Annotated in this window: 15 protein-coding genes, 2 tRNA genes, 1 pseudogene and 1 riboswitch; of the genes and pseudogenes, 11 read left to right on the top strand and 7 right to left on the bottom strand. The window is 73.2% G+C overall.

All coding sequences use genetic code 11. The features are described 5' to 3' along the window. The first annotated feature begins 9 nt into the window (after positions 1 to 9). The gene (locus HUN58_RS18205) at positions 10 to 1,206 is read left to right on the top strand and encodes a hypothetical protein (protein ID WP_180225528.1); all 1,197 of its coding nucleotides are present in this window, start codon (positions 10 to 12) and stop codon (positions 1,204 to 1,206) included. Between the two features lie 63 nt (positions 1,207 to 1,269). Here HUN58_RS18205 and HUN58_RS18210 read toward each other — a convergent pair. Both HUN58_RS18210 and HUN58_RS18215 read right to left on the bottom strand, forming a co-directional pair. After that, a tRNA-Arg gene (locus tag HUN58_RS18210) sits at positions 1,270 to 1,342 on the bottom strand. A 14-nt stretch (positions 1,343 to 1,356) separates the two neighbouring features. Continuing rightward, positions 1,357 to 1,917: an AAA family ATPase gene (locus HUN58_RS18215; protein WP_180225529.1), complete on the bottom strand. Its 561-nt coding sequence runs from the start codon at positions 1,915 to 1,917 to the stop codon at positions 1,357 to 1,359. A gap of 468 nt (positions 1,918 to 2,385) precedes the next feature. On the opposite strand from HUN58_RS18215, the gene HUN58_RS18220 reads away from it, so the two are divergent. The 3 genes from HUN58_RS18220 (at position 2,386) to HUN58_RS18230 (ending at position 5,588) form a co-directional block, all read left to right on the top strand. Beyond that, positions 2,386 to 3,267: an NTP transferase domain-containing protein gene (locus HUN58_RS18220; RefSeq protein ID WP_114849031.1), complete on the top strand. Its 882-nt coding sequence runs from the start codon at positions 2,386 to 2,388 to the stop codon at positions 3,265 to 3,267. Next, positions 3,264 to 4,136 (top strand): N-acetylneuraminate synthase family protein, encoded by an 873-nt coding sequence (locus HUN58_RS18225; protein ID WP_180225530.1) that lies wholly within the window; start codon positions 3,264 to 3,266, stop codon positions 4,134 to 4,136. The genes HUN58_RS18220 and HUN58_RS18225 overlap by 4 nt, the downstream gene beginning before the upstream one ends. Positions 4,137 to 4,334: 198 nt before the next feature. Further along, entirely contained in the window at positions 4,335 to 5,588 is a 1,254-nt protein-coding gene (locus tag HUN58_RS18230) for a DUF6716 putative glycosyltransferase (RefSeq protein WP_208745635.1), read from the top strand. A gap of 210 nt (positions 5,589 to 5,798) precedes the next feature. On the opposite strand, the gene HUN58_RS18235 is transcribed toward HUN58_RS18230, so the two are convergent. Together HUN58_RS18235 and HUN58_RS18240 are read right to left on the bottom strand one after the other, a co-directional pair. Beyond that, entirely contained in the window at positions 5,799 to 6,059 is a 261-nt protein-coding gene (locus HUN58_RS18235; protein ID WP_180225532.1) for a thioredoxin family protein, read from the bottom strand. A gap of 85 nt (positions 6,060 to 6,144) precedes the next feature. Further along, positions 6,145 to 6,435 (bottom strand): oligoribonuclease, encoded by a 291-nt coding sequence (locus HUN58_RS18240; RefSeq protein WP_114849028.1) that lies wholly within the window; start codon positions 6,433 to 6,435, stop codon positions 6,145 to 6,147. Between the two features lie 61 nt (positions 6,436 to 6,496). Here HUN58_RS18240 and HUN58_RS18245 point away from each other — a divergent pair, with 61 nt between their 5' ends. The 7 genes and pseudogenes from HUN58_RS18245 (at position 6,497) to HUN58_RS18275 (ending at position 12,271) form a co-directional block, all read left to right on the top strand. Then, positions 6,497 to 7,060 carry a MarR family winged helix-turn-helix transcriptional regulator gene (locus HUN58_RS18245; RefSeq protein WP_180225533.1) on the top strand — a complete coding sequence of 188 codons (564 nt, stop codon included), beginning with the start codon at positions 6,497 to 6,499 and terminating at the stop codon, positions 7,058 to 7,060. Further along, positions 7,057 to 8,248, top strand: a pseudogene (locus HUN58_RS18250) (MFS transporter). Before HUN58_RS18245 ends, HUN58_RS18250 begins: the two are co-directional and overlap by 4 nt. A gap of 728 nt (positions 8,249 to 8,976) precedes the next feature. Then, the gene (orn, locus tag HUN58_RS18255; protein WP_114849025.1) at positions 8,977 to 9,615 is read left to right on the top strand and encodes an oligoribonuclease; all 639 of its coding nucleotides are present in this window, start codon (positions 8,977 to 8,979) and stop codon (positions 9,613 to 9,615) included. Between the two features lie 67 nt (positions 9,616 to 9,682). Continuing rightward, a tRNA-His gene (locus HUN58_RS18260) sits at positions 9,683 to 9,758 on the top strand. 139 nt (positions 9,759 to 9,897) lie between these two features. Continuing rightward, entirely contained in the window at positions 9,898 to 10,662 is a 765-nt protein-coding gene (locus HUN58_RS18265; RefSeq protein WP_208745636.1) for an acyltransferase, read from the top strand. A 314-nt stretch (positions 10,663 to 10,976) separates the two neighbouring features. Next, the gene (locus tag HUN58_RS18270) at positions 10,977 to 11,927 is read left to right on the top strand and encodes an SGNH hydrolase domain-containing protein (RefSeq protein WP_208745637.1); all 951 of its coding nucleotides are present in this window, start codon (positions 10,977 to 10,979) and stop codon (positions 11,925 to 11,927) included. Further along, positions 11,927 to 12,271 carry a metallopeptidase family protein gene (locus HUN58_RS18275; protein ID WP_114849023.1) on the top strand — a complete coding sequence of 115 codons (345 nt, stop codon included), beginning with the start codon at positions 11,927 to 11,929 and terminating at the stop codon, positions 12,269 to 12,271. The genes HUN58_RS18270 and HUN58_RS18275 overlap by 1 nt, the downstream gene beginning before the upstream one ends. 45 nt (positions 12,272 to 12,316) lie before the next feature. Here HUN58_RS18275 and HUN58_RS18280 read toward each other — a convergent pair whose 3' ends face one another. The 3 genes from HUN58_RS18280 to HUN58_RS18290 form a co-directional block, all read right to left on the bottom strand. Continuing rightward, positions 12,317 to 15,082, bottom strand: coding sequence for an ATP-binding cassette domain-containing protein (locus tag HUN58_RS18280; RefSeq protein WP_208745638.1), 2,766 nt, complete (start codon positions 15,080 to 15,082; stop codon positions 12,317 to 12,319). Beyond that, complete coding sequence (locus HUN58_RS18285; RefSeq protein ID WP_368075760.1) at positions 14,994 to 15,665, bottom strand: ECF transporter S component; 672 nt, start codon at positions 15,663 to 15,665, stop codon at positions 14,994 to 14,996. The genes HUN58_RS18280 and HUN58_RS18285 overlap by 89 nt, the downstream gene beginning before the upstream one ends. Next, positions 15,660 to 15,771, bottom strand: a riboswitch (TPP riboswitch). Its footprint overlaps the gene before it by 6 nt. Next, on the bottom strand, positions 15,736 to 16,128 hold the full coding sequence (locus HUN58_RS18290) for a hypothetical protein (RefSeq protein WP_368075761.1): 393 nt from the start codon (positions 16,126 to 16,128) through the stop codon (positions 15,736 to 15,738). (Overlaps the previous riboswitch by 36 nt.) Positions 16,129 to 16,179: the final 51 nt, after the last annotated feature.

Consider the following 16,179-nt stretch of genomic DNA (forward strand, 5'->3'; position numbering starts at 1 on the left):
GGTTCGCCCATGGACTGGTGGAACGAGCTGACCGACTGGACGTCGTCCGACAACGGGTGGCGTGTGCTGTCCGGCGCGATCATCCCCTTCGTGGCCATCGTCGTGGCCGGCATCATCGCCGCGCTGATCGGCCGCGGTGCGACGAAGCGCGTCGTCGCGATGCAGGAGCGCGAGAGCCGGAACGCGGCCGTCGCTGGTGTCGTCTCCGCGGCACGCAAGGCGGCGACGTGGGGTTCCCTCGGGCACGATGAGCGGTCGTACGCCGACCACCTCGCCGAGGACGCCGACATCCGACTGCGGCTGCTCCCCGTGAGCGGTGCGCCCCTCGCGGCGAACTGGGCGCAACACGAGATCGCCGACATCAAGAAGAACTCGTCGACGTTCAGCTTCCAGGCCGACCAGTCCCTCGCCGAGTTCCGCGACCGGATGCTCGAGTGGCAGGCCCGTCCGAACCGCGCCAAGAAGCTCTTCAAGGCCGACCTCGAGCGCTGGAAGTTCGACTCGCCGGATCCCGACGCCGAGCTGATCGCCCGCCAGCAGGACTGGAGCGCGGACCAGCAGGACCGCCGCGAGCAGGACCGGCCGTCCGCACCGGCGCCGGCCGCCGAGCGTCCGACCCCGACGACGACCGGTCTGCGACCGGCACCCCAGCAGCCTGGAGGCATGCCCTCCCCCGCCGCGCCCGTCGCCTCGTCCGCCGCTCAGGCACCGGCACCCGCTTCCGCAGCGGCACCGGCAGCGACCTCCGCGCCGTGGTCCGCGCGTTCCGGTAGCGAGGGCGCGAACACCACGCGTGCCTACGGCGAGGGTGAGACCACCCCGCTCGACGGTGCTCCGATCCGCCCCGCACTCGGTTCGCCCGTCGCGTCGCGCAACGACGTGCCGCAGCGACCGGCGGCCTCGGTCGACCGCTCGGACGACGACGCGGTCGACGATCGCGCCGACGACCGCGCCGGGGACCTGTCCGACGACGTCCGTCCGGCCTCGGCTCCGCCCATCGCCTCCCCCACCGCAGCCGACGCGCACGTGAACCGCGCGACCGCATCGGGCTACGGGACGTCCACGACGAACACCACCTCGATCCCGACGCGCGTCGCCGATGCCCCGGCCGAGCCGACGGACTCGGACGAGACGGACGAGTCGCCCTACACGCAGCCGATCAGCGCGAGTGAGCTCCGACGCCGCGCCGCTGACGACGAGGACTGAAGCCCACCATCGGTCCGCAGCGAGAGGCCGCCATCCCGACGGATGGCGGCCTCTCGTCGTCGGTGCCCCCGGCAGGAATCGAACCCGCGGCACGGTGGGTAGAAACCACCTGCTCTATCCACTGAGCTACGGAGGCGGACGGCGTCGATTCTAGCCTCGGCGCTCCGCGAGGTGCTGCACGAACCGGTCGACCTCGCGCTGCGTCCGGAGGTGCACGATCCGCAGGTGCGGGGCGGTGTGGACGAGTGCGGGCACCCGCTTCCGACTCTCGTGGCGCACGCGGATCCCCCACCGGACGATGTGGCCCGGGTCGGTGAAGAACGTCCACAGCGGCGGCTCGATGTTCCCGTTCCACAGGGGTGTGCGCCGGAGTCGTCGTCGGAGGGTCCGTCGCACGAGCCGCCACAGGGCGACCGGGACGGGGAGGTCGATCCAGACGAGGGTGTCCGCGCGGGCGGCGAGCATGTCCCGGGCGAGCGTGTACTGCCACTCGGTCACCCAGGTCGGCTCGCTGGTGTACGCCGCGACCTCCTCGAGGAAGGACTCCCGCGGCGTCCAGTCCGGCCCGTGGTAGATCGAGTCGATCTCGGTGTGCCGGATGCCGAGCGCGCGTCCGATGCGTCCGGCGGTCGTGGTCTTGCCGACGCCCGTCGTCCCGGCGACCAGGACACGGCGGGGCTCCGGGACGAGGACGTCGTCGGCATCGAGCATCCCCCGACCCTAACCCCGCGGCGAGCGGGCGGAAGCGGCTCGCCCTGCGCGGTCGACTGCGCACGTTCCGCCCGCTCGCGCTGCCCCGGCGCTGCGCCCGCCATCCCCCGGCACTTCCCGCTCCGGCCCGGGACCGAGCGGGCGGAAGCTGCGGCCCCAGTGCGCGGACGGCCACTGGTTCCGCCCGCTCGCGCTCCCCCGACGCTGCGCCCGCCATCCCGCGCACCGAGCGGGCGGAAGCGGCTCGCCCCATGCGGTCACCCGCGCACGTTCCGCCCGCTCGCGCTCTCCCACCCGGCATCTGTCAGCCGTCGCACCGAGCGGGCGGAACTCGCTCGTCCCGCACGGCCTCTCGGACACATACCGCCCGCTCGCGATCCCCGCGCCCGCGCCCGCGACGCGGAGGGTTCCCCGGCCGTCTCCCTGTCGTTCGTCTCAGGGACACCGCGCCGCCGTACCGTCCGGTGCATGCGCTCTAGCGGAACCGTCGTGGCCGTCGTGCCCGCCCGCGCCGGTTCGAAGGGCATCCCCGGGAAGAACCTGCGGCCCGTCGGGGGGAGGTCGCTCGTCCGCCGTGCCGTCGAGGCAGCGCTCCGCACGGAGACCATCGAAACCGTGGTGGTGTCGACGGACGGGGACGCCATCGCCGCCGAGGCCACCGCCGCCGGTGCCCGGGTCATCCGCCGCCCGGACGAGCTCTCCGGCGACGAGGCGACCTCGGAGTCGGCGCTGCTCCACGCCCTCGACGCCCTCGACCCCCTCGCGACGTTGAGCAACGCAGACCAGCAGGACCAGCACGACCAGCCCCGCGACCCAGAGGTCCTCGTCTTCCTGCAGGCCACCTCGCCGTTCATCGACCCGGTCGACCTGGACGCCGCGGTCCGCCGCGTGCTCGACGACCACGCGGACGTGGTGTTCGCCGCAGCTCCCTCACACGCGTTCCTCTGGCGCACGGACGCTCAGGGGCGGGCGGTCGCGGTCAACCACGACGCCGCCATCCGACCGCGCCGCCAGGACCGGGAACCCGAGTACCGCGAGACCGGCGCCTTCTACGTCCTGCGCACGAGGGGCCTCCGGGAGCACCGACACCGCTTCTTCGGTCGGGTCGAGCTCGCGGTCGTGGATCCCCGGGGCGCGATCGACGTCGACGACCCGGCCGACCTGGCCCTGGCGTCCTCGCTCGCTCACACCCTCGACCGAGCGGCCGGACACCCGGCGAACCCGCACGCAGATCGCCAGACGACGAGGCCTGCAGCCGCGTCCGGAACCGCCCGCTGGCCCCTCGCAGCCACGACCGACCGGATCCCGAACCCGCACCCGCACCCGCACCAACAGAACGGAACCCCATGACCGTCTCCATCGGCACGTCCACCATCGGCGCCGGCCACCCCGCGTACCTGATCGGCGAGATCGGCCTGAACCACAACGGCGACGTCGACATCGCGAAGCGGCTCATCGACGTCGCAGCGGACGCCGGGCTGCAGGCCGTCAAGTTCCAGAAGCGCACCCCGGCGATCTCGACGCCCGAGCACATGAAGCAGATGCCGCGCAGCACCCCGTGGGGTGAGATGACCTACCTGGAGTACCGCCACCGCGTCGAGTTCGACCGCGAGCAGTACATCGAGATCGGTGACCACGCGACCCTCCGCGGCCTCGACTGGTTCGCGTCGCCGTGGGACGAGCCGAGCGTCGCCTTCCTCGAGGACCTGAACGTCGTGGCGTACAAGATCGCCTCGGCCTCGGTGACGGACCTCGGGCTCCTCGCGGCCGTGGCGGCGACGGGCAAGCCGGTCATCCTGTCGACCGGGATGTCGACGCTCGAGCAGATCGACCGCGCCGTCGAGGCCCTCGGCACCGAGCGACTGGTCCTCATGCACGCGACGTCGACCTACCCGCTCCCCGCCGAGGAGGCCAACCTCCGCATGATCGACACCCTCGCCGGTCGCTACGCCGGGGTGCCGGTCGGGTACTCCGGGCACGAACCGGGGCTGCAGATCTCCCTCGCCGCGGTCGCGCTCGGCGCCACGGCCGTCGAGCGCCACATCACGCTCGACCGCACGATGTGGGGCTCCGACCACGCCGCCTCGCTCGAGCCGCACGGCCTGCAGACGCTCGCCCGCGACGTCCGGATCATCGAGACCGCACTCGGCGACGGGATCAAGAGGATCTTCCCGGGCGAGCAGGCACCGATGGCCAAGCTCCGCCGCGTCGGCGCGTGAGCGGATGCAGTGCCGATTCCGCCGGCGGGCGAGCAGGCACCGATGGCCAAGCTCCGCCGCGTCGGCGCGTGAGCCAGCGGGACCGGTGAGCGGGGCGCGCGCGCAGTGCCGATTCCGCCGGCGGGCGAGCAGGCACCGATGGCCAAGCTCCGCCGCGTCGGCGCGTGAGCCAGCGGGACCGGTGAGCGGGGCGCGCGCGTGAGCGACGGACGTCGCGAGCCGACCGACGGACTGGAGGCGCGCCTCCCGTCCGCCACCCGACCCCGCGTCCGACGCGTGGTCGGCCTGGTCGACACCGACTCGTTCGCGAAGTGGGGCGCCCACCTGCTCGCCGACGCTCCCGCGCACTGGCAGCTGGAGCTGCTCGTCGTCGACACCCCGAGGTCGGCGAGCCCTGCGCAGCTCCGGTCCGCGTTCCGGGGTCTGGACGGCCGACTCGGGCACCTCGCAGCGGCACCGCCGGCGCCCCTCGGGGTCGACGCCCTCGTCGACCGGCTGCGAGCGGACCCGCCGGACGCGGTCCTGGTGGCGTGCATCGGCCCGGTGGCGGAGCTCCTGGTCGACGAGGTCGTCCGTCGGGTCCCGCGGCGGCCGGTGCTCCTGACGGGGCTGCCCGGCATCTCGTACCCGGCGAAGTGGAAGGGCGTCTTCTTCCGCGCGCGGGCCGACGTGTTCGTGCTGCACAGCCACCGCGAGGTCCGCGCCTACCGTGCCCTCGCGTCAGCGGGCGGGATCGAACCCGCGTTCGCCCTCGCGACGTTGCCCTTCGCCCGCTCGCGGGGGCAGGGCGGGCTCGGGGACGAGCGGGCGGGCGGACGGGGCGACGAGCGGGGCAGGGACGCGGTCGTGTTCGCGGCGCAGCCGAGCGTGCCCGCGGACCTCGAGGACCGCCGGCGCGTCGTGGGCTGGCTCGTCGAGACCGCCCGGCGCCACCCGGAGTGGCGAGTCGTCGTCAAGGTCCGTGCGGCGGCCGGGGAGCACCAGACGCACCGGGAGCAGTGGCCCTACCCGGAGCTGCTGCCCGCCGACCGGCCCGCGAACCTCGTGGTCGAGAGCGGTCCGATGGCGCAGCACCTCGACCGGGCGGTGGCACTCGTGACGATCAGTTCGACGGCGGTCCTCGAGGCCGTCGCCCGGGGCGTCCCGGCGTTGACGCTGACGGACTTCGGGGTCTCGCGCGCGCTCATCAACGAGGTGTTCGTGGACAGCGGGCTCGAGGGCGACGCCGTCGACCTCGTCGAGGGACGCTTCGGGACCGTCCGACCCGAGTGGCTGCACGACAACCACTTCCACCCGCCCGCGGAGGACGACTGGGCCGACCGCGCCGAGGAGCTCATGGTGCCGGCGGTGCGCTGCGTCGGGCGTGGGAGCGGAAGAACGCCCTCGGGTCGGCCGACCGGACGGCGATCGGCGTCGTCGCGCTCGTCCTCGGCACGCCGGTGCGGACCGTGAAGCGCGTGCTCCGTCGACTGCGGCGGGTGGTGCTGCGACCCGGCGCGAGCGACGCGGCCCTCGTGCTGCCACCCCGCTCCCAGCGGGACGCCGTGGGAGCCGGCACTGGGGGTGCGAACCGAACCACCTGACCGGGTGGGCGGCGGGGCGGAGCCGCACCGTGCCTCCAGGCCGTTCGTCAGCAGGCTTCCGTGACCGGCGGGGCGGACGTCAGAGCGCCTTCGCCACCGCCACCAGCAGTTGGTCGCGGGACGGGACGCCGGGCGAGCGGAAGACCTCGGTGCCGTCCTCGCGTCGGACGATGATCGTGGGCGTCGAGCGGATGCCGACGGCCTCGGCGCCGTCGGGGTCGTCGGCCACGTCGCGTTCGCGCACGGCCAGTCCGGGGACGAGGGCCGCCGCCTCACCGGCGACGCGGCGGGCCGCAGCGCACGGCGCGCAGAAGGCGGAGGTCCACAGGTCGAGTCGCACGGAGGGCACAACGCAGCGAGCGCCGCGTGCACTCCCGATCGGATCGGGGCACGCGGCGCTCGACGGGTCGACCCGGGCGGTGTGGCTACTCGCGGTCGAACTCGCCGCTGCGGTCCCCGCGGTCCTGCAGGTCGTCGACCGGGTCGGAGTCATCGGCGTCGTAGGCGTACTCGACCGAGGTCTGGTCGAGCACCTGACGGGTCTTGGTGGCCTTGTAGGTGAAGGCCGTCTGCAGGCCCTCGACGTCGGCGTACACCGTGACCTGGTCGTCCACCGCGTCGCTCGTCGCGGTGCGGGTGTCGGTCGTCCCGTCGAAGGGGCCACCGTGGAAGATCGCGGTGTACTCGTCGCCCTCGTGGATGGTGATGTCGCTCATGCGTCCCTTGTACCAGGGCCGACCTGTTGACGGATGCATAGGTCGGCTATATAGTTCCGCTATGGAATCAACCAGGGCGCAGACGATCGAGACGCTCCTCATCTCGGTGAACCGCCTGATCCGCGCGGCCGCGCAAGCGACGGGGAACCCGACCTCAGCGGCCGTGTGGCGCACGCTCGGCATCCTCGAGACCGACCAGCCCCTGCGGCTCGGTGAGCTCGCGGCACTGTCCCGCGTCGCGCAGCCGACCATGACCCGGCTCGTCGCGGGGATGCTCGCGGACGGGCTCGTCACCCGCACCGTCGACCCGGACGACTCCCGCGGGCAGCTCATCGCGATCACGCCGGCCGGCCACGACCGCCTCGTGACCTGGCGGGCCACCATCACCGCGACCGTCGGGCCCGTGTTCGCCGACCTGGACGACGACGAGTGGGACGTGCTGCACGAAGCGGCCGACGTCATCGCGTCGCGGGTCGCCGTGCCACTCGCCGTTGCTTCCCCCGGTCGTCCGGGCGCCGGCCCGTCGTCGACCGCCCTGTCGTCCAGCGCGTCGGGCGCCGCCCCGTCGTCCACCAGCCCGCCCCTCACCAGCCCGTCGTCCACCAGATCGGAGATCCACGCGTGAACGCCCACGCCCCCGCTGCCTCGGGCAGCATCCTCAAGCAGTCCTCCGCGGTCTGGGCGATCGCCTTCGCCTGCGTCGTCGCCTTCATGGGCATCGGCCTCGTCGACCCGATCCTCCCCGCCATCGCGACCTCGCTGCACGCGACCGCGGCACAGACCGAGCTGCTCTTCACGAGCTACCTCGCCGTCACCGAAGAACACCCTGCTCATCGGGCTCGCCCTCATCGTGGTGTTCTCGGTCCTCGCCGCCACGTCGGGCAGCGTCTGGAACATCATCGGGTTCCGCGCCGGCTGGGGCCTCGGGAACGCACTCTTCATCTCCACCGCGCTCGCGACCATCGTGGGCGCGGCCTCGGGCGGCACCGCGTCGGCGATCATCCTGTACGAGGCGGCGCTCGGCCTCGGCATCGCCGTCGGCCCGCTCGTCGGTGGCCTGCTCGGCTCGGTGAGCTGGCGCGGCCCGTTCTTCGGCGTCACGACGCTCATGGCCGTCGCGTTCATCGCCGTCGTCGCGCTCCTCAAGAGCTCCGGGCTCGAGAAGCCCACGCCCACCCGGCTCTCCGCCCCGTTCCGTGCCCTGCGCCGACCGGCACTCGCGGCCCTCGCGGCCACCGCGCTCTTCTACAACATCGGCTTCTTCGTCCTGCTCGCCTACACGCCGTTCCCGCTCGGCTTCGGCGCACTCGGCATCGGCTTCACGTTCTTCGGCTGGGGCGTCGGGCTCGCGGTCACCTCGGTGTGGGTCGCTCCGATGCTCACCGCCCGGCTCCGTCGCACGACGGTCCTGAAGATCGCGCTGCCCCTGCTCGCGCTCGACCTGTTCGCCGCAGCCGTCGTCGTGCGGTCGCAGCCGGGCCTGATCGTCTGCGTGATCGTCGGCGGACTCGTGCTCGGTGTCCTGAACACCGTGCTCACCGAGTGCGTCATGGAGGCGACGGACCTCCCCCGCTCCGTCGCCTCGAGCGCGTACTCCGCGGTGCGCTTCATCGGTGGCGCGATCGCCCCGCCGGTCGCGACGCTGCTCGCCGACGCGATCGCCCCCTCGGCGGCGTACGTGTTCGCCGGGGTCTCGGTGGCGATCGCGTTCGTGGTGGTCGTCGCGACGACGAAGGTCCTGCGCAGGGTCGACGACGGAGCCGAGCCGGAGCGGGTCGAGGCCGAGGCGATCTCGGCGGGCGAGATGGTCTGACGCCTGGCACGGGGCTGACCGGACGGCTCGGGGTGCTGCGGCGCTCCGGGCCGTCCGTGCATGTGCAGGGGCCGGCTGGCGCGCCCGCGCCCGCGCGCGGGTCGGGGGCGGGTCTCGGGGGCGAGCGGGTCTCGGGGGCGAGCGGGTCTCGGGGGCGGGGCGGGTCTCGGGGGCGAGCGGGCCTCGGGAGCGAGCGGGTTTCGGGAGCGAGCGGGCCTCGGGAGCGAGCGGGTTTCGGGAGCGAGCGGGCGGAGTGCGCGGCGGTCTCGCGCCGGGCGGGTCGGTTTCCGCCCGCTCGCGGGCCGCGTCCGTGGTCCGTGGGCCGCGGTGCGTGGATGCGCTGGAACCGCGCCCAGCCGCGAGCGGGCGGTGTGTGCGGCGGTCCGGGCGGATGAGACGCGGATCCCGCCCGCTCGCGAGACCGATCGCGTTCGGTACGGGCGGCGTGCGGCACCGGGCGGCAGTGCGGGAACGCGAGCGGGCGGAAGGTGCAGCAAGTCCAGAGGGCGACGCGCCGATTCCTCCCGCTCGCGGACGGAGCGTCAGCTGGTCGCCCGAGTCGGACAGTTCGGACAGCTCGGCCGGTCCGGACTGGAGGCACGGGCCGTCCGCGACGCTGCGCATCGCCGCTGGGCGCGGCCGGTCCGACGCGCACCCGGCCCGGGCTGGCATCCACAGGCGCGGGAGCACGGACAGCAGCGTCACACCCGCGGAATAGGATCGTCCGCATGGCAACTGCGAACGACCGCCTCGTCTGGATCGACTGCGAGATGACCGGCCTGGACCTCCAGGTCGACGAGCTCGTCGAGGTGGCCGTCGTCATCACCGACTTCGACCTCGTCCCCGTGCACCCCGGGTTCGACATCGTCATCAAGCCGGACCAGTCCGCACTCGACAACATGAACGAGTTCGTCACGAACATGCACACGACCTCGGGGCTCATCGACGAGATCCCGCACGGCGTGAGCCTGGCCGACGCCGAGTACCAGGTGCTCGAGTACATCCTCCAGCACGTCCCCGCCGAGGGCTCCGCTCCCCTGGCCGGCAACACGATCGGCACCGACCGCGCCTTCCTCGCCAAGTACATGCCGCGCGTGGACGGTCACCTGCACTACCGCAGCGTCGACGTCTCCAGCATCAAGGAGCTCTGCCGCCGCTGGTTCCCGCGCGTCTACTTCAACGCGCCGGAGAAGCACGGCGGGCACCGCGCCCTCGCCGACATCCTCGAGTCCATCCGCGAACTCGAGTACTACCGACGCGCGGGCTTCATCCCCGAGCCCGGCCCGACGACCGAGGACGTGCGTGCCGTCGCCGCCGCGGTGGTCGAGCAGTGGGCTCCGCGGCTCGCCCAGCCCGCGGCCGAGTAGTGGTCCACGCAGGCCGCGGCATGTACTACTATTGAGGGGTTGCTCCGGCTGGTCCGGGGACAGCATGGTGGGTATAGCTCAGTTGGTAGAGCGCCTGGTTGTGGTCTAGGAGGTCGCGGGTTCGAGACCCGTTACTCACCCCATCGAGAGAAGCCCCGGTCCTTCGGACCGGGGCTTCTCCGTTGTCGCGACGACGCGGTCAGCCTGTGGACAACCGGGCCCGCGAAGTACGACATGTGAAGAACTCGCTCCAGGCGCAGAGTCGTTCCTAGCGTTGGCCGCGTGACCACCGCACCAACGACACGACGATCGGACATCGAAGGCCTCCGGGCCGTCGCGATCCTCGCTGTGGTGCTCGACCATCTGCTCGGTCGGCCCGTCGGGGGCTACCTCGGCGTCGACGTCTTCTTCGTGGTGTCGGGCTTCGTCATCACGACGAACCTGCTCCGCGAACACAGCGGCACCGGACGGATCGATCTCCTCGGGTTCGCTCGACGCCGAGCCCTCCGCCTCTTGCCCGCCGCGGCGATCACCATCGCCGTCACCGTCGTGATCGCCGTCGCTGTCCTCCCGAGCGGCCGCGCAGCGAGCGTCGCTCGTGACGCTGTCTTCGCTGCGATCGGCGCAGCGAACTGGCACTTCGCGGCGGACGGGACGAACTACTTCGCGCGGGATGCCCCACCGTCTCCGCTGCAGCACTTCTGGTCGCTCGCGGTCGAGGAGCAGTTCTACCTGGCGTGGCCGCTCCTGATGGTCCTCGTCCTGGGGTGGTCACGGCGCGCGGCCGTCGCGCTCGTTCTCGTCCTCGCGGTCGCGTCAGCACTGTGTGCGGGCATGGCCGAGCCGGTCGGCGGGTACTTCGCGACCCAGTCCCGCGTCTGGGAACTCGCGAGCGGATCACTGCTGGCCTTCGTGCCCGATCCCCTCGGGCACCACCACCGACTGCGCCGAGTGGTCCGAGCATGCAGCGGAACGGTGCTCCTGGCGGTCCTGCTCGCTGGTGACGAGCGTCTCGGTGCTCGCTGGCAGCCGCCGGGATCATCCTGAGCGGCGGGCAGAACCGCGAGTCGCCGAGGCTGGTCTCGATCAGCTACCCGCTCTACCTCTGGCACTGGCCGGTCATCGTCCTCCTGCCTGCCGTCCTCCCGGGTGCCCCGCCCCACGTCCTCCTCCCCTTGTCCCTGCTCGTCCCCCTCGCCCTGTCCATCGCGACGACCTGGGGCGTCGAACGCCCGGTCCGGTCGTGGGCGACGGCCAGGTCAGCACCAGAGCGCGACACGCCGTCGAGATCGCGACGCCCCCTCCGACACCGCGCCCGGGGGCGACTCGGACAGGACCGGTCCCGGGCCCTGTTGGCGGGGATGGTCGCACTCTCGACGATCGCGATCCTGCTCTGTGTCAAGGCGGTCGGAGCAGACCAGTCCCGGGCTGATCCGGACCGGACCGGCGCCGTCGCCGACCCGGACCGGGACGACACCGACCTCAACCCGGACGGCACGGCCGGTCCCGCGCTGGACCAGCGACGCGCAGCAGCCATCCGCGCCGGACTCGGTCTCCGCAGCTGGCCGTCGACGACCCCGTCGATCGACGACGTCTCGGCGGACGACTACCTCACCCGACAGGTGTCGTCCCCGCGTTGGGCCGACGTGCTCCGCTGCTCGCAACAGACAGGAGGGCGGGACAGGACGTCGTGCACGTTCGGCGCGCCTGACGGCCGACTCGCGGTCCTGGGCCAGCTCGTCGAGGGCGAGGGATCTGCGTGGCGCATCCTGGACCTCGCGCGCTTCGGGTGTCCCTTCACCGCCGCCGAGATCCACTTCGACACCGACGGGGACGGTTGCGAGCGTCACAAGCAGCAGGTGGTGACGACGATCGAGGAGCTGCAGCCGGACCTCGTGCTCGTGATGAACGCCGAGGGTTCCCGGGATGAGTCCACGCCCCTGGTCGACGGGCTCCGCGATCTGCTCGACGAGACGCGGACCGACGCGGCCATCGCTTTCCTGCTCCCGAACCCGGTCGGACCCGACATCCGGTCCTGCGCTGTTCCGGGCGGACGACCGGCCATGTGCGAGACGCGGCCCAGTGCGCAGCAGCGGCGCCTGGTCGCCCGCCTGGACGGCGTCAGGCTCGTCGACACCACGCCCGTCTGGTGCGCGAGCAGTCGCTGTCCCGCGGTGATCGACGACCAGCTCGTGCGGGTCGATGCCCTGCACGTCAGTCGGCTGCCGGGATCGAGCTGGGGAGGTCGACCGACGACGGGTCGTGACGCTCCAGCCGTCGGACAGTCCGCTGTGCCACGATCGTGCCCGTGATGGAGATGTCCGCCGACGCGTTCGAGGAGCTCGTGACCGACGAGCTCGACCGGCTGCCCGACGAGATGGTTGCCGGACTCGACAACGTCGTCTTCGTCGTCGAGGACGAGCCCGAGGACGGTTCCGACCTGTTCGGCGTCTACGACGGGGTCGCCGCGACCGAGCGTGGCCAGTACGGCTTCGGCGAGCTCCCGGACCGGATCGTGGTGTTCCGGAAGCAGCACCTGCTGGAGTGCGACACCGTCGAGGAACTCCGGGACGAGGTCCACACGACGCTGGTGCACGAGATCGGGCACTTCTACGGGATCGACGACGAGCGGCTGCACGAACTCGGGTGGGCGTAGCGACCACGAGTCCACACGGCGCGACCCCGGGTCCACCCGGCACCCCTACGTCCGCACCACCACGTCCGCCAGCGCCGCCGGGTCCTCCGCCGCGATGAAGGACGACTCCTGCGCTGCCCACCGGTCCCACTCGCGGGCGAAGACCTCGCCGTCACGGCCGATCGCCGCCGAAGCCCGGGACAGCGCACCGCACCCCTCGACGACGAGCGGCACGTCCGGGTCGATCGACTCCCACCCCGCCGGGCTCGACGTCGTCCAGTCCCACCGCCGGTAGCCGGAGCGGGCGCCGAGGACGTCCGTCACCACCGCGTCAGCCGCCGCACGGAGCCCGTCGTCCCCGAGGGCGTCGCCGAGCGTCGTCTTGCCGGTCCCCGAGCGCCCGTCGACCAGCACGACGAGCCGCCCCCGCCCGGAAGCCGCACGGAGACCCGGAGCAGCACCAGCAGCGGCAGCGGCAGCTGCCGCCGCAGCCGCGAGGCCGTCCACGACCCCGTCAGACACGCCACATCCCATCGCCCACTCGGGGCCGCCGAAGCGCGCCGGTCGCGCCCACGTCCGCCGACCCGGCGCCCCGAACCCACGCGACTCCATCGCCACCGCGAGCGTCGTCGCCCGCCGGAGCGCGAGCACGAGCAGCGCGAACGCCATCGATGCACCCCGACGCAGCCGCCCGGTGTCGGCCAACCCCCGGGCACGACGAGCACTGCGCAGCTGCCGCCAGTCCCCGCCGAGCAGGGTCGTCATCCGCACCGCCGCCAGTGCCCCGAGCACGAACCGCGCGGGCAGCCGCAGGAGCTGCGCCAGCCCGTCCGCCAGGTCGGTCGGGTCGACCCGCACGAACAGCGCGATCGCCGGCAGCCCGACGCCGAGCACCCGGAGGGCGGTCGCCAGGGCGAGCTCGAGCGACCCGTCGGTGACGTGCACGAAGCCGAGGTCGAACCACTCGCGTCCGGACGGCCGGCCGTACAGCGCGATGCTCACGGCCGTCAGCGGGACCGCTGCGGTCAGGGGTGCGGTCCGGAGCAGGAGCGTGCGCCAGGGGATGCGGAGCAGCGGCAGCAGCAGGACCTCGAGCAGGAGCGCGACCGCTGCGGACACGACGTCCAGGCTCAGGACGAGCAGCAGGCCGAGCGCGAGCACCCCGAGCAGGGACGCGACGGGCTGCACCCCGCGGATCCCGCGGGGCCGGACGGGAGGCACGGATCGCCCTCGCGCGTCGGCTGCGGTCCCCGGGACGACCGGCCTGGCATCCCCCGTCACGTCGGCGACGACACCGTCCGCCGTCCCCGGGCCGGTCGGCCGCAGACCGCCCGGGCCGGCCGGTCGCACGCCCTCCGGGCCGAGCACCACCTCGTCCGCGTCGAGCGCCCGCACCAGGTCGCGGTCGTGCGTCACGGCGACGACAGCCGTCCCCGCGTCCGCGAGCGCGCCGAGCCGGTCCACGACGGCCTGCCACGTGGCGCGGTCCTGTCCGGAGGTCGGCTCGTCGAGCACGAGCACGTCGGGCTCCGCCACGAGCACCGTGCCGATCGCGAGCCGTCGCTGCTCGCCGCCGGACAGCGTGAAGGGGTTCGCGTCCGCCAGGTGCGCCAACCCGAGGTCGTCGAGCACCCGATCCACCCGGTCCTCGACGTGCGCTTGACCGAGCGCCCGAGGTCCGGCGGCGAGCTCCTGCCGCACGGTGGCCGCGACGAACTGGTGCTCGGGGTCCTGGAACACCGTCCCGATCCGGCCGGCGAGCTCCCGGCTGGACCAGGACGACGGCGCCGCCCCGGCCAGGCCGTGCCGGAGGGCGGAGGTGGCCTCGAGGACGCCGGCGTCGGGCGCGAGCAGCCCGGCGAGCGTCAGGCCGAGCGTCGACTTCCCGACGCCGTTCGGCCCGGTCACCGCCAGCACACGCCCGTGCCGGACCGTCAGGTCGATGCCGCTGCCGACCCGGTGCCCCCGGCCGCGCGCCGTCGCGAGTCCCCGAGCGTCGAGCAGCGCCCGAGCGTGCGCGCGGTCCTCCCCGGGGACCGCCTGCCGAGCCGAGCCCCGTGCGGGCTCCGACCCGGGCACCCACACGCCCGCCGCCGCGAGCGCCGGACCGTGCGCGGCGAGGACCTCGGTCGGCGTGCCGTCCGCGACGACCCCGCCGGCGGGAGCGAGCAGCACGAGCCGGTCGACCAGGTCGAGCCAGGTGCCGATCCGGTGCTCGACGACGAGCAGCGTCGCACCGGTCTCGTCGAGGACCGCGCGCACGGCGTCGTGCACCTGACGTACGCCGTCCGGGTCGAGGTTCGCGCACGGCTCGTCGAGCACGAGCGCGCCGGGACGCATCGTGGACCGGTCGAGCGGCAGGTCAAGGCCGACCAGGTCGAGCGCCGACCGGACGCGCCGCCAGGTCTCGTCCCGCGGCACGCCGGTGTTCTCGCAACCGAACGCGACGTCGTCCCCGACGCGCGACATCACGGTGTGCGCCTCGGGGTCCTGCATGACGAGGCCGACCCGCCCGCGGACCGTCCCCGGTGCGGCATCGTCGACGAGCACCGCGCCTTGGACGGCCGCGGCGGTGTCGTCCTCGGGGTCCGGCTCGTCGGGCAGCACCGCGGCGACGGCCCGCAGCAGCGTCGACTTGCCCGCGCCGGACGGTCCGACGACGGCGACCCGCTCCCCCGGGCGCACCGCGAGGTCGACTCCGCGGATCGCCCACTCGTCGCGGGCGGCGTAGCGCCACCCCCAGTCACGGAAGACGATGCCGGCCGGGCCGGTGCTCGCCGGGACCTCGGTCGCGGGCGCTGCGTCCGCGCGACCGGCGGACACGGCCGTCACGCCGCGCTGCGGGTCGTGCGCTTGGCGTGCTCCCGGCCGACCGCGAACTGCGACAGGACTCCGGTCGCGGCGAGCGCCCGGACGATGGCCCAGGACCCGGCACCCGCGATGACGGCGCCGGAGACCACGGCGCACACGACGTAGACGGCCTTGAACCCGACGTCGAGCCCCGGGTGACGACGACCGGCAGCCGGTACACGCGGTACAGGAACAGCGCGAGGACGAGCTCGGCGCCGAGGCCCTGCACGAGGCCGGCCTCGAGCGTCAGCCACCCCCACTGCGTGCCGAGCAGCGCCTCGACCGAGGCGGCGACCATCTCGGCGTACAGGGCGGCTCCGGGCTTCCGCACGACGATCGCGACGATCGGCCCGGCGAGCAGCCAGACGCCGCCGAACAGCGACTGCGATCCCGGCAGGACGAGGGCGGCTCCCGCACTGAGCGGCTCGTAGCCGAACTCCCAGAGCTTGAAGACGACGCCGATCGCGACCGCGAGGACGCTGGCGACGACGATGTCGACCACGCGCCAGCGGAGCGACCGCCGGAGGGTGGTGGACGGGACGGTGGACTGCATGGTTGCAGGCATGGTGCTGACTCCTCCCTGCGCCGGCATGACCCGGATCAGGTTCGACGGTCGGAGCGCCGTTCGCTCCCTCTCAGCCCGGTGGTCCCGGACTCCCGTGTGTGTGGCAGCAGTCTAGACGGGTGACGACCAGATGACGGACGGGAGGACCGTGGCGGCGTCGCCACGATCCTCCCGTCCGTCCTGTGGTCATTTCTTGAGTGCGCGGACCACCTTGGCGAGCGCCTTGCCGGTCACCCAGATGGTCGGGATGCTGACCGCGAGCAGCGAGATGGCCGACGGGGATCGACACGCCGCCGCCACCCCCGCCGCCGTTGTCGTCGCCGTCCCCGCCGCCGCCGAAGCCGAACCAGCCCAGCGACACCGGGATGAGGGTCTGGTCGCCGACCTCGACCGGCTCGCCGTAGTTGGTGGAGACGCCGATCGGGCGCACCTTGTCTGCGATCTGACTCACGATGTTGGCCATGCGCGCGAGGCTACTCGGCCACTCCTCCACAGCGACGCGCGGAGTCACCCT

The organism is Curtobacterium sp. Csp1 (genome assembly GCF_013347185.1).

Excerpts from the sequence above, each read along its gene's own strand:
- HUN58_RS18205 (WP_180225528.1), top strand. The coding sequence starts at position 10 with ATGGACTGGTGGAACGAGCTGACCGACTGGACGTCGTCCGACAACGGG.
- HUN58_RS18215 (WP_180225529.1), bottom strand. The coding sequence starts at position 1,917 with ATGCTCGATGCCGACGACGTCCTCGTCCCGGAGCCCCGCCGTGTCCTG.
- HUN58_RS18220 (WP_114849031.1), top strand. The coding sequence starts at position 2,386 with ATGCGCTCTAGCGGAACCGTCGTGGCCGTCGTGCCCGCCCGCGCCGGT.
- HUN58_RS18225 (WP_180225530.1), top strand. The coding sequence starts at position 3,264 with ATGACCGTCTCCATCGGCACGTCCACCATCGGCGCCGGCCACCCCGCG.
- HUN58_RS18240 (WP_114849028.1), bottom strand. The coding sequence starts at position 6,435 with ATGAGCGACATCACCATCCACGAGGGCGACGAGTACACCGCGATCTTC.
- HUN58_RS18245 (WP_180225533.1), top strand. The coding sequence starts at position 6,497 with ATGGAATCAACCAGGGCGCAGACGATCGAGACGCTCCTCATCTCGGTG.
- orn (WP_114849025.1), top strand. The coding sequence starts at position 8,977 with ATGGCAACTGCGAACGACCGCCTCGTCTGGATCGACTGCGAGATGACC.
- HUN58_RS18270 (WP_208745637.1), top strand. The coding sequence starts at position 10,977 with ATGGTCGCACTCTCGACGATCGCGATCCTGCTCTGTGTCAAGGCGGTC.
- HUN58_RS18275 (WP_114849023.1), top strand. The coding sequence starts at position 11,927 with ATGGAGATGTCCGCCGACGCGTTCGAGGAGCTCGTGACCGACGAGCTC.
- HUN58_RS18285 (WP_368075760.1), bottom strand. The coding sequence starts at position 15,665 with ATGCCTGCAACCATGCAGTCCACCGTCCCGTCCACCACCCTCCGGCGG.
- HUN58_RS18290 (WP_368075761.1), bottom strand. The coding sequence starts at position 16,128 with ATGGCCAACATCGTGAGTCAGATCGCAGACAAGGTGCGCCCGATCGGC.